The organism is Dokdonia genika, from assembly GCF_042652845.1.
GTDB classification, from domain to species: domain Bacteria; phylum Bacteroidota; class Bacteroidia; order Flavobacteriales; family Flavobacteriaceae; genus Dokdonia; species Dokdonia donghaensis.
In genome coordinates, this window is sequence record NZ_JBHSHB010000007.1 from 342,328 (window position 1) to 357,590 (window position 15,263).

Consider the following 15,263-nt stretch of genomic DNA (forward strand, 5'->3'; position numbering starts at 1 on the left):
AGTTAAAGGCAGGTGTATGCGTCTATTGATATTGTTTATAATCCCTATTATACTATTATCTAGCCATCTAGTCTATGGGCAAGATAATGCACTTGTTCTAGACGAAGGTAGTGTGTATACAATAGATGTGGCTCAAGAGCAGCATAAAAGAAAGGAATATACCAGCGCCATTAAAACGCTAGATACATTACTTAACTCTCCGCTGGTAGAAGAAGATGTAAAAGTGCAATTTCAAGGGTACACTTTACTAGGCGACATTTATCTCACACTCAAAGATACACCTAGTGCTCACGAAGCTTTTGAACGAGCTTTAACAATGGCACAGAAGTCAAAAAACGACACGTTACTTGCTATTTCTCACAGCAATCTAGGTAAGACCTATAGTATTTACCCCGAATTTGAAGAAAGGGCAACAGCTCTATTTAAAAAAAGTATAGATGCATATACAAAGCTCAACTTGAGAGATATGGCACTACAGTCGTATATAGACTTAAGCCGTATGCATCTCGCTCAAGATAATATTGCAAAGGCGTATCCTGCGCTTATGGAAGCAAAAATGATGAGCCTTAGGGATACTCAAAATTATAAACCCAGAGCGCAAATACTTACGTTACTCGGGAAGTACTACATAGCCAAAGACAAAAGCACCCTAGCCGAAGAAGCTTTGCTAGAAGCCATAGATATTTCTTTTGAGCAAGAGCTCATTGCCGAAGAGGAGGAGGCACAGCATCAAATAGCAAGACTCTATGAAAAAGATAAAAAATTTGAGGCTGCCTATTACCACTCACAAAGGCAATTATTACTGGCAAACCAACTGTACAAAATACAAACGCAGCAAGAAATAAGACAAGCAAGTGCTCAGTTTGATTATAGAGCGAATAAGCGCGAACTAGAAATTACCAAAAAAGAAAAAAGCCTTACAGATATACTCGCAGCAAGTTCTCGCAAGGCAAATACAGTCCTCATTGTGGCTTCCTCCTTATTGTTTTTAGGGCTTTTTATCATTTTCACGATGTATAAATCCCGTAAAAACTATAGTGATCGCTTACGCGAAAAAAACATAGAACTTACAAAAGCAAAAAACGAAGCCGAACAGCTCTCTAAGCTCAAAACACAATTTTTTTCTACCATAAGCCACGAGTTACGCACACCGCTTTATGGAGTAATAGGTATAGCAACCATCTTACTAGAGGATAAAAAAATTAAGACCCATCGTGATGACTTAAAGTCGCTTAAGTTTTCGGCAGATTATTTACTTGCTCTCATAAATGATGTGCTCCTTATGAGTAAGATGGAGGCAAAAGATATAAAACTTGAGTACGCACCTTTTAAACTCACTACTTTATTACATAGCATTACACGCTCATTCGAGTTTAGCCTTGAGCAAAACAACAATAAACTTCATTTACATATTGACCCAGAGGTGCCTAACGAGCTTCAAGGTGATTCTGTAAGGCTTTCTCAAATACTAATGAACCTTATAGGTAATGCCATAAAGTTTAATGAAAATGGCAATATCTGGGTAAATATACATCAGCAAGCTCGCACAAATGATGGGAGTCATAGCATCTTGTTTGTAGTAAAAGATGATGGTATAGGAATCCCCAAAAGCAGTCAGGCAACTATTTTTGAAGAGTTTACTCAGATTGAGAATAAAAATTATAATTACCAAGGTACAGGCTTAGGTTTGCCTATTGTAAAAAAGCTACTCGCATTATATAACAGTGAGGTTGTACTAGAAAGTGATGAGGGGCAAGGAGCAACCTTCTCATTTGTCATAAAATTTGAAAAACCTAAGAGCACAGCGTTACCTCGTCAAGTTATTACATCAAATAAGCTGTTAGAGACAGAGAGCGTACACACGCTACAAGATGCTCATATTCTTGTGGTAGATGATAACCGTATTAACCAAAAAATCACTCAAAAACTTCTTGAGAGCAAAGGTTTATTGTGTAGTCTAGCCAGTGATGGTGAAGAGGCCGTAGAGATGGCAAAAAAACAAGAATATAGCCTTATACTTATGGATATCCATATGCCTAAAAAAGACGGTATACAGGCCACAAAAGAAATTAGAACATTTGATAATTCTACACCTATAGTTGCCTTAACAGCGGTAGAGATACAAGAGATAAGACATAAAATCTATAAAGCAGGAATGGATGACATTCTCGTAAAACCCTATGATGTATCCCTGTTTTTAAGCGTGCTAGTACGTAATATTAAAAACAAGCATATCGTAACCGCATAAAATGGCGCGTTTACTCACTTTTAGGGCTATTTTCGTCATAAAGGCCTAGAGCTTTGGCTCTTTTTTGCCAGTTGCGACGGGCTAGCGTTTGTAAGTCTGCTACACTATCGCTTTCATCCATAATTTCTAGTCCAAGAAGAGTTTCTATAACATCTTCCATTGTGACCAGACCACTCATAGTACCATACTCATCTACCACAAGGGCAATGTGATTTTTTGTAGAAATAAGTTCTTCAAAAAGATCTGGTATAGGCAAATTACGTTTTGTTATTAAAATAGGACGTTCTATCTCTTTAAGAGTTGTTGTGTGATTATCTAGTGCCATCTCACGGTAAACCTCGCTCTTTAAAACAATACCAGTGATGTGATCACGTGTTCCTTCAAAAATTGGAATTCTAGAAAAACGCAGCGATTGGTTTTCTTCAAAAAAGTCTGCAACGGTTGTGTTTGCATCTGCCATTTTAATAACCGTACGTGGCGTCATAATATCTTTAGTAAGTACCTCTTTAAAGGTAAGAAGGTTATTAAGAATTTTAGATTCACTTTCTTCAAAAACGCCATCTTCACCCGCCATTTGTGCCATTGCAGTAAAGTCCTCACGGCTTAGCACACTCTCGTGATGACCACCGCCACCTACCATACGAGTAAAAAGTTGTAGTAACCATAATACTCCTGTGTACTTTAAAAGTAACACCATTATCTTAAGTGTCTTTGCAGAGAAGTTTGCTAGAGATTTCCAAAATTTTGCGCCTATTGTTTTAGGTATTATCTCACTAGCAATTAAGATAAGTAAGGTCATTATTGCAGAGACAAAACCAAGAAAATTAATCTCTGTAAAACCTAAGTTGATAACAAACTCTGGGTATAAATCTGCAGCTACAGTACCTACCATCATTGCACCTACGGTGTGTGCAAGTGTGTTTAAGGTTAGGATTGCAATAAGCGGTTTATCTACATCTTTTTTAAGTTCTTCAAGAGTTTCGGCGTAGGCTTTTCCTTCGTTTTTCTTGATGTTTATAAACGTAGGTGTCACGCTTAGAAGTACAGCTTCAAGTATAGAACACAAGAATGAAAAAAATATCGAAATCGTTGCCCAAAGTAAAAGTTGACCCATAGTTAGTTTGCTATTTATGTAAATGTATGGAAAAAGAGAGTATAGTAGAAGTGCTTTTACGCTTTCGCGAAAGCGTAATTTTACTCATACTTCTCATAAACCTCTTTAAAAGTAAATGCTTCTTTGCTTGCGCCGTGCTTTTGTAAGAACTCGAGCTTCTCTAGTCCTTCTTGTGCTGTAGGTGTTGTGCCTGCCTTAATCCACCAGAGTACGTAGTGTGCTGTTCCGTATTTTTGAAACCACTCTTTCTGGCGTTTCATAATCGCACTATGAAAGGTTTTATAGGTGAATTCTCTTAGTGACGCCACATCTTCCCACACAGAAAAATTAATAAGCACCTGTTCATCGTTAAGCGCATTAGGAGCGGGTGCGGCTTCGGTATCTATAATGTCACGCCATATAAACCCTGGCGAACTCTCGGCTAGCTCATTTACACGGTCTGTATTATCTCTAAAGTCCTTCATCTCTGGATCTTCTATAGAGACACCCTTCATACGGGCTACATTGAGCTGTGCAAGGTGATATACCATTACCCGAGTAACTTTACCACATCTTTTGCAAAGTAGCTAGCTATTACTTGTGCTCCTGCTCTTTTTATAGCTGTGATTTGTTCCATCATCACGCTATCGTGATCTAGCCATCCTTTTTCGGCAGCGGCTTTGAGCATTGCATACTCACCACTTACTTGATAGACGGCTATCGGTACATTTACAACTTCTCGTAAATCACGTACAATATCTAGGTAACATAGTCCTGGTTTTACCATCACGATATCTGCACCTTCTTCTATATCCATCAGGGTTTCTTTAATCGCTTCGTCACGATTTGCAAAGTCCATCTGGTAGGTTTTTTTATCTTTTGGAATATCTTTTAAGTCTACTGGTGCGCTGTCTAGAGCATCACGAAAAGGGCCATAAAAAGAGCTTGCATACTTTGCACTATAACTCATAATACCAGTGTTATAAAAACCTTCGTCTTCTAGCAGGGTGCGCATTTCAAAAATGCGGCCATCCATCATATCGCTTGGTGCAAGTACATCTGCTCCTGCACGAGCGTGACTCAATCCCATCTCGGCAAGTATAGCTGTGGTATCATCATTTACAATCTCACCATTACCTACCACACCATCGTGGCCAAATTTTGAGTAAGGATCTAGTGCAACATCTGTCATAACCAGCATATCTGGACAGGCGTCTTTTACGGTTTTTATAGCACGTTGCATTAGGCCGTCTGCATTAAGCGCTTCGGTACCAGAGTTGTCTTTTAAGTTATCTGGTACTTTTACAAACAGAAGTACGGCTTTAAGTCCCATTGCCCAGAGCTCTTTTACCTCCTTAGTAAGTAAGTCAAGACTGTAGCGATAATAATCTGGCATAGAGTCTATCTCTTGCTTTACACCTTTTCCTTCTACCACAAAAAGCGGTACAAGAAAATCATTTGGAGTGATATAGGTCTCTCTTACTAGTGAGCGCATAGCCTCACTGCTACGTAGTCTTCGGTTTCTTATAAGCATCGTTCTATCTTCTATGTGTTGAGGTAAATAGGTGTGTGATTTTAAATAAATCTGGTTTCAATATCTATCTAAACCTCGTATTTTGCATTACAAATTTACCAATTTAAACATCGCCTTCCTTTGCTCAAAGAAGCCTTTCAATTTATTTATCCCTGGCGCACCTATCAGGAGCGATTTTTAAAAGATTTTCAAGATCACATTGCAGATGATCACTTGCACGTAGTTGCCCCACCAGGCTCGGGAAAAACTGTGCTTGGTCTTGAGATGATGCGGCGTGTAGATAAGTGTACGCTTGTGCTCGCACCTACGATCACGATACGCAACCAGTGGGAGGAGCGTATGTTTGAGTGCTTTATCGAGCAAGAAAAATGTACTATTCCGCTTTCGCGAAATATAAAAAAACCTGCACACATCACCTTTGCAACCTATCAATCATTACACGCATTTGCCAAAAATGAAATGGAAGGAGATAGGGAACGTGTGCTTAACTTTTTCGCGCAAGCGGGAATAAAAAACATCGTACTAGACGAAGCTCATCACCTCAAAAACGAGTGGTGGAAACCACTTTTTGCACTTAAAGAACTGCCAGAGTGCACCATTACCGCACTTACGGCAACACCGCCATATGATAGTGATCAAGCAGAGATAGCAAAGTATTTTCAGCTTTGTGGACCCATAGATATTGAGATAAGCGTGCCAGAGCTGGTTAAAGAAGGAAACCTCTGTGCACACCAAGATTATATTTATTTTTCTGAGCCAGATGCTGCACAAATAGAATACATTTTAGACTATCGTGTTAAGGCAAAAGCAGTTATAGATGAGCTGGTTGAAAATAGTGAGTTTGGCAGTTTTATTATAAATCTCCCAGTATATAAAACACCAGGAAAACATCTTGAGATCATTTATAAAGACCCTAACTTTTATATTGCTTCTCTTGTCTATCTTAATGCACGTGGGTATAAAATCCCTAAGGTAAAAATAGATTTACTAGGTGTAGACCTTACCCAAGAAAAGCTTCCTACCTTTAATCAAGAGTGGGCAGAAAAGTTATTGCAACCGCTACTAGTAGACGGCCGAGAAGATCATTATGAAGACGAAGAGGTACTCGCTACTGTTGAGAAGACACTTCGTAAGGTAGGTGCTTTTGATAAAAAGCGTATAAACTTTAAAGGCGAGCAGCAATTATATAAATCACTAGCCCAAAGCCCTCACAAGCTCAAGAGCATACGAGAGATTATAGATTTTGAAAGTGCTCAAATGGGTGAAAACCTACGAGCAGTTATACTTACAGATTACGTGCGTAAGGAGTTTATAGACACCCCTACAGAGGCCCTTGACACAATAAATAAGCTGGGAGTAATACCTATCTTTCACCATCTGCGATACTCACTTGAACAACATCCAGATAGGTGGCAGGGTAAGGATAAACTAGAAAAACTTGCCGTACTCACAGGTACCATTATCATAGTACATAAAACACTGGTAGCACAAATTACAGAGACCTTAGATAGTGATGATTTTACGCACGACGCATTAGGTGAAACAGCCTTTGTGATAGTACGCCCGAGAGAAAAGGTGAAAAGCCAGATGGTAAGCCTTATGACGGCTCTTTTTACAGACGGCCATATAGAAGTGCTAGTAGGCACAGCAGCATTACTGGGAGAAGGTTGGGATGCGCCGGCTATAAATACATTAGTACTTGCCTCTTACGTGAGTTCCTTTGTAATGTCTAACCAGATGCGCGGTAGAGCCATACGAGTACAGCCTAGTAATCCAGATAAGGTGGCTTCTATATGGCATCTTGCTTGTATAGATCCCACTATAGATGGTGGTGGTGAGGATGTGATAAAATTAACTAGACGCTTTGATGCCTTTTGTGGTGTATCACTAGAGGGAACTCCCTTTATAGAAAATGGCGCAGAGCGGTTTGCTCTACCCACCACTATTTTAGAAAAAGAAGTATTAAATAGTAAAATGTGTACCCTTGCGGGAAATAGAGGTGCGATACAACAGCGATGGGAGCAAGCTATAGGTACGGGAAAACTGCTAGTGCGCGAACTGAAACTAGACTTTAAACCTAAGGGCAAGCCATTACAAAAAAACAGCGTTTATTATAAAGATGCTGTAAAATATGGAGTACTACAGCTGGGAGCCTTACTCACGATTACCGTACCGGAGATTATTATTAATAATGCAGGAGCTTACTTCTCTAGAGGAATGGGCTTTTTTATATATGCAGTGCTAGGCACAGCGGCAATGGTACTTGCGCCTAAGACTTATAAAACTCTCGTGTTGTACTTAAAATATGGACGTGTAGATAAATTGGTGTATAAAATGGGGCAAGTAGTGCTTAAAAGCCTACGAGAGCAGTACTACATCACCACGCAGCTAGAAGCCCTAAAACTAGGTGTAGAGTATCTACCTAATGGTGCCGTCTCTTGCTTTCTTACAGGAGCTACTGCCAAAGAAGAAATCCTTTTTGTAAAGTGTATGGAAGAACTTCTCACGCCTATAGATAATGCACGCTATATGATTGAGCAGTCTGGATGGTGGCAGCGCAAGTTTGGTTTTGCAAATTATTATCCCGTACCAGAACTCTTTGCAGGAAATAAAAAAGATGCTTCGCTCTTTTTTAACTTCTGGAGAATTTATATTTCAGAAAATGCAACGCTCACATTCACACGAACTAGGGAAGGCAGAAAACGACTCTTAAAAGCACGTTTTCATTACTTAAATACCAAAGGCGGATTTAAAACCAAGACGAGTGCTATATGGAGATAGGTTCTTAAGAAACCCACTCTTTCGGTTGCTGAAGTACTTTTATTAATCGTTCTTCTTCGCTTCCAGGTGCTGGGTGGTGATCATATTTCCACTGTACTACGGGAGGAAGGCTCATTAAGATGCTTTCAATGCGGCCATTGGTTTTTAGACCAAAAAGGGTTCCTTTATCGTGTACGAGGTTAAATTCTACGTAACGACCTCGGCGTACCTCTTGCCAGTCTTTTTGTTCTTTCGCGAAAGCGGTATCCTTCCTACGCTCCACAATAGGAACGTATGCCTCTAAGAAACTGTCGCCCACAGTGGTCACAAAGTTGTACCAGTCTTGCATAGAACGCTCTTCGGTAGCTTTGCAGTAATCAAAAAATAAACCTCCTATACCGCGACCTTCATTGCGGTGTGTGTTGTAAAAATACTCATCACAACGTGCTTTGTATTTTGGGTAAAAGTCGGCATCGTGTGCATCACAAGCGATTTTACACGTCTGGTGAAAGTGCGTTGCGTCTTCATCAAAAAGGTAATAAGGAGTGAGGTCTTGCCCTCCACCAAACCATTGGTCTACAATGTTTCCTTCTTTGTCATACATCTCAAAGTAACGCCAGTTTGCGTGCACCGTAGGAACCATAGGGCTCTTAGGGTGAAGCACTAGAGAGAGGCCGCAGGCAAAGAAATTTGCATCTTCTACGCCAAAGTATTTTTGCATTGCCTCTGGTAGCTCGCCGTGCACTTGTGATGTGTTTACACCTCCTTTTTCAAAGATATTTCCGTTTTCAATCACGCGTGTACGACCACCACCACCTTCTGGGCGTTTCCAGTTATCTTCTTGAAAGCTTGCCTTACCATCTAGTTGCTCTAGTGTGCTAGTAATTTGATCTTGAAGATTGAGTATGTAGTTTACAAATTGTTCTTTCATTATATATTTTTTAGGTGGTGACCTATGCAGTCAGGCTAGTGTGATGATCCTTGTCAAGCAGTTTTATGGTTTGTACCGTCGCTGCAGTTACAGATATGGGCAAAACGAGTATAATTCCCACAAGTGGGATGATAAGAAACAGCATAAATACAATACCGTTACCTATGGCTTGGCCCTTGTTTCTTTTTACAAAATCTACGCTTTCTCTATACTTAAAATGACGTTCTAGTGTGTAGTCCATATTACCAAAACCTGCGTAGTAAGCTTGTGTAAGAAATAGTAAAATAGTGGCAGCAATACTCCCTATAATTGGGATAAAATTGAGCAGTAAGATAGGTAGTGTGATAAGCAATTCTAGTCCCAAGTTACGCACGTTTATGCGTATGCCTCGTATAAGTTGTTCGGTGTTTGAGGTGTCTCTATGGGTGTGATTTTCTCCTTTAAGGTGAGCTTCTATTTTTTCTGAAACAGGGCTCATAAATGGCGCGCTCAGTGCCATTATAATGTGTTTATACAAGATAAGACCTATGGCGATAATGAGTAGTGCGCTTACTATCTCTGCAAATATAAAGAAGGCGTGTCTTCCCGTTTCCCAAGGCCAGATTTGCTCTACCCAGTGACCTATATTATCAGAAAAACCCCAGGCAGCTGCTGCAATCATTGAGGCAGTAATAAGACTTATAGCTATTGGGATGGCAAAATACTTCCAAAGCCCAAGCTTTGAGATTAACCCAAATGATGATTTATACGTTTGTAATCCGTTTAAGATGCCTTTTATCATATTATACTGCTATATCTTCTTTGAGAACTTCTCTATCTTCCTTTGTGATTCCTTTTGACCAAATGGCGAGGCCAAAGGTAAGTACACCTAGTCGACCTATAAACATAAGGATTATGATAATAATCTTACCTATACTGCTTAAATCTCCAGTAATCCCAGTACTCACACCCACAGTACCAAGTGCAGAGGCAACTTCAAATAAAATATTTTCAAAATCAAAACCTTCTGAGAAGGTGAGTATAAACGTCCCTACAAAAATAAGTGTTGTATAAAATATAAAAGATGATGTTGCTACGTATAGTCGCTCATAAGGAATGCGTTTTCCTAAGAAGGTGATGTTTTTAGATCCTTTGAGTCGGCTTTTCATTATGGCAAATACGGCAGTAAGTGTGGTAATTTTCATACCTCCAGCTGTACCAGAAGGAGAGGCGCCTATGTACATCAAAAATATAGTTACGAGTAACATAGGTAATATAAAAGTACCAAAGTCAACAGTATTAAAACCTACTGTAGTCATTGCGGTCATAGATTGAAAAAATGCAGCACTCACTCGAGCTGATCCACTCAAATTTGAGATGGACGGCTCTAAGAAGTAAAAAAATAAGTATCCAAAAGCTAGAAGTATAAGCGAACCTATTGCGACAATCTTTGTTGTAAAGCTAAGCGAGTGTGTTCTGTTTTTTATCCATAAGCCCACGTCTGTAATCACAATAAAACCTAGGGAACCGCAAATAGCGAGCATTGATATGGTAAAGTTTATGAGTCCATTATCTACGTAAGGTGTAAATCCACTATTAAAAAGACTAAAACCAGCGGTACAAAAAGCACTTATACTATGAAAAACAGATGACCAGATTGCCTCTCCCGTTCCCATACCATCTGACTTAAAAGCAATAAAGAATAATATGGCACCAAGAACTTCCATAATTACCGTATACAGTACTACAGATTTTAAAAAGTCTTTGATACGTATAGTAACGGGTAATGTAAACTCTGTATTGAGAATACTTTTATGCCAGGGTGTTATTTTATGGGTAGTAGATAGCAGCATAAATGTAGTAAAGGTCAAGTAACCTATACCTCCCAGCTGGAAAAGTATCATTATAACAAATTGTCCTCCTATGTTATATGAGTCAAAAATAGACATCGTAACTAGCCCCGTAGTACTCACTGCAGAGGTTGCAATGAATAGATGATCTAGTATTGAGGCACTCGTCTTTTGTAACCAAGGCAAGCTCAGGAGTAAAGTTCCTACTAAAACATAGGTGAGAAAACCATAAAATAAATTTTGCTGTGGCGTCCAGCTCCTTTTAAGTGCGGTGTATCGTAAACTCAGCTTATTGTAGAATGTTCTCATAGCTAGAAATTATACTCAAAAGTATTTGTTTTGCCCTCCATAGCCTGTTTACATATGGTTAAATTATCACTCTAAGTGAACCAGTACTGTGTCACAACGCTTGATTTCTTTTAGGGTAGTACGCTTTCGCGAAAGCGGGACCATCTCCAGTAGTTGTGTCACTAGCTGCTCTTCGTCTTGCCCGCAAAGACTAGTGATGAGGTCGCGCCCCACGCGGTTATTGTGCAAGTCCATCGCACGCTCTAAGGGTGCGTTAGGAGAAAAATCTTCGTGCCAGTCTGTAAACCGTTTTGCCCACGCCAGCGACCGCTGCAGTGGCAAGCCTCGTTGCACACTAAGGTGCACGATAAGCATATTCCACAGGGCGTGTCTAAAAGCATTTTCTGGGCCGTTGAGGTGCTGTTTTTTGCCATAATATTTATTGCATATAGCAACTGTTTTGCGAGTCCCCCTTATGGTAGGAATCACAAATCGAGGATGGCGTGCACTGAGCCAAAAAAGGCTCCACAGCTGTTTAAAATCCATAGATTTGACAACAGCCCAGACGTTCATTATGCTTTATACTCTTTTACAGCTTCTATAAATGCACCTGCATTTTCTATAGGAATGTTAGGTAAAATACCGTGACCAAGATTTACAATGTACTTGTCTTTGCCAAATTCATTAATCATCTCGTGTACCATTCTCTTGATCTCACTAGGAGGTGAGAATAATCGAGTAGGGTCAAAGTTACCTTGAAGCGTGATATTACCACCAGTAAGGTAGCGCGCGTTCCGTGCAGAGCACGTCCAGTCTACACCTAGTGCAGATGCTCCAGACTTTGCCATTTTATCAAGTGCAAACCAGCATCCTTTTCCAAAGGCAATTACGGGAGCCTCATCTTTAAGCGCGTCTATAATTTGCTGTATGTATTGCCACGAGAATTCTTGATAATCTACCGGTGAGAGCATTCCTCCCCAGCTATCAAAAACTTGTACTGCATTTACACCAGCCTCTACTTTTTTCTTAAGATAAGCAATGGTAGTATCTGTGATTTTTTGAAGTAAAGCGTGCGCGGCTAGTGGTTGTGTAAAACAAAACTCCTTTGCCTTGTCAAAGTTTTTTGACCCTTGACCTTGCACACAGTAACAAAGTATCGTCCACGGTGATCCGGCAAAACCTATAAGCGGAATCTCGTCATTGAGTTTTTCCTTAGTCATCTTAATGGCATCCATCACATAGCCTAGCGTCTCATTGATATCTGGAACAATTACTTGCTCCACATCTTTTGCAGATCGTATAGGGTTAGGCAACCACGGCCCTACATTAGGCTTCATTTCTACATCAATATTCATTGCCTGTGGGATCACTAAGATATCAGAAAATAAAATAGCAGCATCCATCCCATAACGACGTATAGGTTGTACGGTAATCTCACTCGCAAGCTCAGGAGTCTGGCAGCGTGTAAAGAAGTCATACTTTGCTTTGATTTCCATAAATTCTGGAAGGTATCTTCCAGCCTGACGCATCATCCATACTGGTGGACGGTCTACAGTTTCTCCTTTAAGTGCTCTTAAAAATAGGTCGTTTTTTATGCTCATATCTCTAGGTCTGTTCGAGCGCAGTCGAGAACTTAATTGTACTCTTATAATGAACCTCTCGACTGCGCTCGAGGGGACAATTTTATGTTTTTCTAGACGCTTATGTTCTAGATTCTTCTTTCAATATTTTCACCGCCTTCGCAATCGTACTTTCTATAGTTGTTGCATTAGACACAATTACCTTTTTAAAGTGTAATCTAGCTGTTGTTGCAGTGGTCTCGCCTATGCAAAACGCTATGCTGTCTATTGCTCGTGTGTTTTTGTTCGCTTTCGCGAAAGCGTTCACACCACTCGGACTAAAAAATAATATACCATCAAATGTACGGTCAAAGGACTGTGTTATTTGATGAGTTTCATAAACCACCACCTCTTCACACGCTACATTATTTTCTTTGAGTAATGTAGGTAACTCATCTCTGCGCTGTCTCCCGCAGAAGTAAGTGAATGATTCGTTTTTATGGTTTTCGACTATAAAACGAGCCAATTCTTCTCCATTTTGAGCTGTTTTTGTCACTTTTATGCCATTTTCGGCTAGAAGTGCTGTTGTTTTTATGCCAACAGCAAAACAACTTTTTATACTTTCTAATTGCTCACTAGAAAGGTTGTTACATAAAGCACGTACTCCATTTTGAGAGGTGATAATGATATTTTTTAGCTTTCGCGAAAGCGTAAAAGCAACCTCTTGTGTACGTATCGCATCATATTCCACAAATTGTAAGCCTGCATTGAGAAGTAGCTCTCGCTGGTGAGGCTTTAGTTTTTTTGTGGATAGTACGGTCATTTTTTCAAACTAATCTTGATTTCCTTCATTAATGCTCTACCATCATTATCAAGAACTTCTAGCGCACAGTCTGTACCAAAACCTAGTGCATTTTCTGTTGAGACTACTTGCTCAACTTCAATCTTTGTCGCTCCGTCTAGTGAAAAAAGGACTCCCTTAAAACGTATTGCTCCATCTATTTCTTGTGCTAGTGCACCTATGGGTGCGGTACAACCGCCTTCTAGCGTGCGTAAGAACTCGCGTTCTATATGTGTGCACAATGCTGTTGTGCGATCATTAAGCTTTGCACAAGCTTCTTTAGAAAATGTATCTTCTTCCATCGCTACTACGAGCATAGCTCCTTGTGCGGGCGCAGGAATCATCCAGTCAAGTACTTCATAATTTTCTGGAAGTACATTGATGCGTTTAAGGCCTGCCTTTGCAAAAATCGCGCCCGTCCAGTCACTTTCTTCTAGCTTTTGTAAGCGTGTATTTACATTACCACGTATATCTGTGGTTTTGTGGTTAGGGTAGCGATTGAGCCACTGGGCTTGCCTTCTTAAACTACCTGTCGCGATGGTGCAGGCTTGCTTATAATCTGGCGCGCCTTTGTGTACTAAAATATCTTCGGTCTCTGCTCTAGGTAATACTGCAGCTTGCACAATCCCTATAGGTAATGCCGTAGGGACGTCTTTCATACTATGTACGGCAATATCTACCGTACCATTGAGCATTGCAACGTCTAGTGTTTTTGTAAAAATGCCGGTGATACCTAGTTCATATAACGGCTTGTCAAGTATGAGGTCTCCTGTAGATTTTACAGGTACGAGCTCTGTGGTATAGCCGTGATCTTCTAGTTGTTTTTGAACTGTTTTTGCCTGCCAGAGAGCGAGCTCACTGTCTCGAGTGCCTATTCGTATCGTTTTAGACATTATGTTGATCTAGTTGGAAAATAGTGGAAATTAAGGCAATGCTTTCTTCGGTTTCTCCATTTGCGTGACGCAGGTGATGTGCTACCTGGTTTGTGATTTTCTGAATGATTTTATCACTCATAGCTGTTGCTGTCGCTTCGCTAAAATCTGGAGTTTTCTTGCGTACATTTTCTATCTCTGCAGCTTGTACTTCTTTAAGTCTAGCCTTGAGAGCCTTTACGGTAGGAGCAAACTTTCTGGTTTGTAACCAGGCGTTAAACTCGTCTGTAATTTCCTTTATGATGGCTTCTGCCTGTGGGATATATCCTTGACGACGCTTAAGTGTAGCGTCTGTCATTTTTGATAATTGATCTAGATGTATGAGTGTGACATTCTCTAGCTCTTCTACATCATTAGATACATTTTTAGGTATCGATAAATCTAGTATAAGAAGCGGCTTTTTAGAATGAATGATCTCTTTGCTTACCGTAGGTTTTTGAGCTCCTGTGGCTACAACGAGTACATCTGTTTGTGCAATCTCACTTTCTATCTGGGCATACTCTTTTACTAGTAAGTTAAATTTACCAGCGATTTTATCTGCCTTTTCTTTAGTTCTATTAATGAGGGTGATGTGCTCATTTTTAGTGTGCTTTACTAAGTTTTCGCAAGTGTTGCGACCTATTTTACCGGTACCAAAAAGAAGAATATTCTTTTCTGACATATAAGGCACGCGTGCCATTATATACTGTACCGCTGCAAAACTCACCGAAGTTGCACCACTTGATATCTCGGTCTCATTTTTAATGCGCTTACTGGCTTGAATAACGGCATTTACTAATCGCTCCATAAAAGGATTAATAAGTTGCAGTTTTTTAGAACGCTTAAAACCTATCTTAAGCTGACCTATAATTTCAAAATCGCCTAGTATCTGGCTATCAAGACCGGTACCTACTTTAAAGAGGTGGGCAATTGCGTCATCTCCCTTGTGCAAGTATGCTACGTCTAGAAACTCTTCTATAGTTCCGTGCGTATGCTCGCATAAAATTTTTACTAATGTAATCGCGTCTGGTGCAAAGCCGTATAACTCTGTACGGTTACAAGTAGATATTACGGTAAGAGCCGTAACGCCTTCATCGCGAGCGCCATTAAGTATGGCGGCTTGTGCTGTTTCTGATATTGCAAAATGCCCACGCGTGGTCGCGTCTGCTTTTTTGTAACTCAGACCTATGGCATAAAACTGTTGCTCTCTATTCAAAAGTATAATTCTATTTGTATCCCAAATATGAGGGAGTGCAAAAATAAAGGTCA

Annotated in this window: 13 protein-coding genes; 2 read left to right on the forward strand and 11 right to left on the reverse strand. The window is 40.1% G+C overall.

All coding sequences use genetic code 11. From position 1 onward, the window contains the following. Positions 1-16: 16 nt before the first annotated feature. Positions 17-2,248 carry a tetratricopeptide repeat-containing hybrid sensor histidine kinase/response regulator gene (locus ACFO5T_RS02515; protein ID WP_380031761.1) on the forward strand — a complete coding sequence of 744 codons (2,232 nt, stop codon included), beginning with the start codon at positions 17-19 and terminating at the stop codon, positions 2,246-2,248. A 10-nt stretch (positions 2,249-2,258) separates the two neighbouring features. Here the strand turns inward: ACFO5T_RS02515 and ACFO5T_RS02520 are convergent, their stop codons facing one another. The 3 genes from ACFO5T_RS02520 to hemB all read right to left on the reverse strand — a co-directional run bounded on the left by ACFO5T_RS02520 (position 2,259) and on the right by hemB (position 4,875). Then, positions 2,259-3,362, reverse strand: coding sequence for a CNNM domain-containing protein (locus ACFO5T_RS02520; RefSeq protein WP_038598006.1), 1,104 nt, complete (start codon positions 3,360-3,362; stop codon positions 2,259-2,261). An 80-nt stretch (positions 3,363-3,442) separates the two neighbouring features. Further along, the gene (locus ACFO5T_RS02525; RefSeq protein ID WP_380031764.1) at positions 3,443-3,892 is read right to left on the reverse strand and encodes a DUF3291 domain-containing protein; all 450 of its coding nucleotides are present in this window, start codon (positions 3,890-3,892) and stop codon (positions 3,443-3,445) included. Beyond that, positions 3,892-4,875 (reverse strand): porphobilinogen synthase, encoded by a 984-nt coding sequence (hemB, locus tag ACFO5T_RS02530; RefSeq protein WP_035326068.1) that lies wholly within the window; start codon positions 4,873-4,875, stop codon positions 3,892-3,894. The genes ACFO5T_RS02525 and hemB overlap by 1 nt, the downstream gene beginning before the upstream one ends. A gap of 120 nt (positions 4,876-4,995) precedes the next feature. Here hemB and ACFO5T_RS02535 point away from each other — a divergent pair, with 120 nt between their 5' ends. Next, complete coding sequence (locus ACFO5T_RS02535) at positions 4,996-7,656, forward strand: DEAD/DEAH box helicase family protein (RefSeq protein ID WP_380031766.1); 2,661 nt, start codon at positions 4,996-4,998, stop codon at positions 7,654-7,656. 4 nt (positions 7,657-7,660) lie between these two features. Here ACFO5T_RS02535 and hemF read toward each other — a convergent pair whose 3' ends face one another. From hemF to hemA, 8 genes are all read right to left on the reverse strand, one after another. Then, on the reverse strand, positions 7,661-8,566 hold the full coding sequence (gene hemF, locus ACFO5T_RS02540) for an oxygen-dependent coproporphyrinogen oxidase (protein WP_380031768.1): 906 nt from the start codon (positions 8,564-8,566) through the stop codon (positions 7,661-7,663). A 22-nt stretch (positions 8,567-8,588) separates the two neighbouring features. Continuing rightward, positions 8,589-9,347 (reverse strand): EI24 domain-containing protein, encoded by a 759-nt coding sequence (locus ACFO5T_RS02545; protein WP_380031770.1) that lies wholly within the window; start codon positions 9,345-9,347, stop codon positions 8,589-8,591. Between the two features lies 1 nt (position 9,348). Next, positions 9,349-10,704 (reverse strand): TrkH family potassium uptake protein, encoded by a 1,356-nt coding sequence (locus ACFO5T_RS02550; RefSeq protein ID WP_380031772.1) that lies wholly within the window; start codon positions 10,702-10,704, stop codon positions 9,349-9,351. Between the two features lie 66 nt (positions 10,705-10,770). Next, entirely contained in the window at positions 10,771-11,229 is a 459-nt protein-coding gene (locus tag ACFO5T_RS02555; protein WP_380031774.1) for a DUF6973 domain-containing protein, read from the reverse strand. A 26-nt stretch (positions 11,230-11,255) separates the two neighbouring features. Continuing rightward, on the reverse strand, positions 11,256-12,284 hold the full coding sequence (hemE, locus tag ACFO5T_RS02560) for a uroporphyrinogen decarboxylase (protein ID WP_380031776.1): 1,029 nt from the start codon (positions 12,282-12,284) through the stop codon (positions 11,256-11,258). 100 nt (positions 12,285-12,384) lie between these two features. Then, positions 12,385-13,065: a uroporphyrinogen-III synthase gene (locus tag ACFO5T_RS02565; protein ID WP_380031778.1), complete on the reverse strand. Its 681-nt coding sequence runs from the start codon at positions 13,063-13,065 to the stop codon at positions 12,385-12,387. Then, positions 13,062-13,976: a hydroxymethylbilane synthase gene (gene hemC, locus ACFO5T_RS02570; RefSeq protein ID WP_380031780.1), complete on the reverse strand. Its 915-nt coding sequence runs from the start codon at positions 13,974-13,976 to the stop codon at positions 13,062-13,064. Before hemC ends, ACFO5T_RS02565 begins: the two co-directional genes overlap by 4 nt. After that, complete coding sequence (hemA, locus tag ACFO5T_RS02575; protein ID WP_375253577.1) at positions 13,969-15,210, reverse strand: glutamyl-tRNA reductase; 1,242 nt, start codon at positions 15,208-15,210, stop codon at positions 13,969-13,971. The genes hemC and hemA overlap by 8 nt, the downstream gene beginning before the upstream one ends. Between the last annotated feature and the right edge of the window lie 53 nt (positions 15,211-15,263).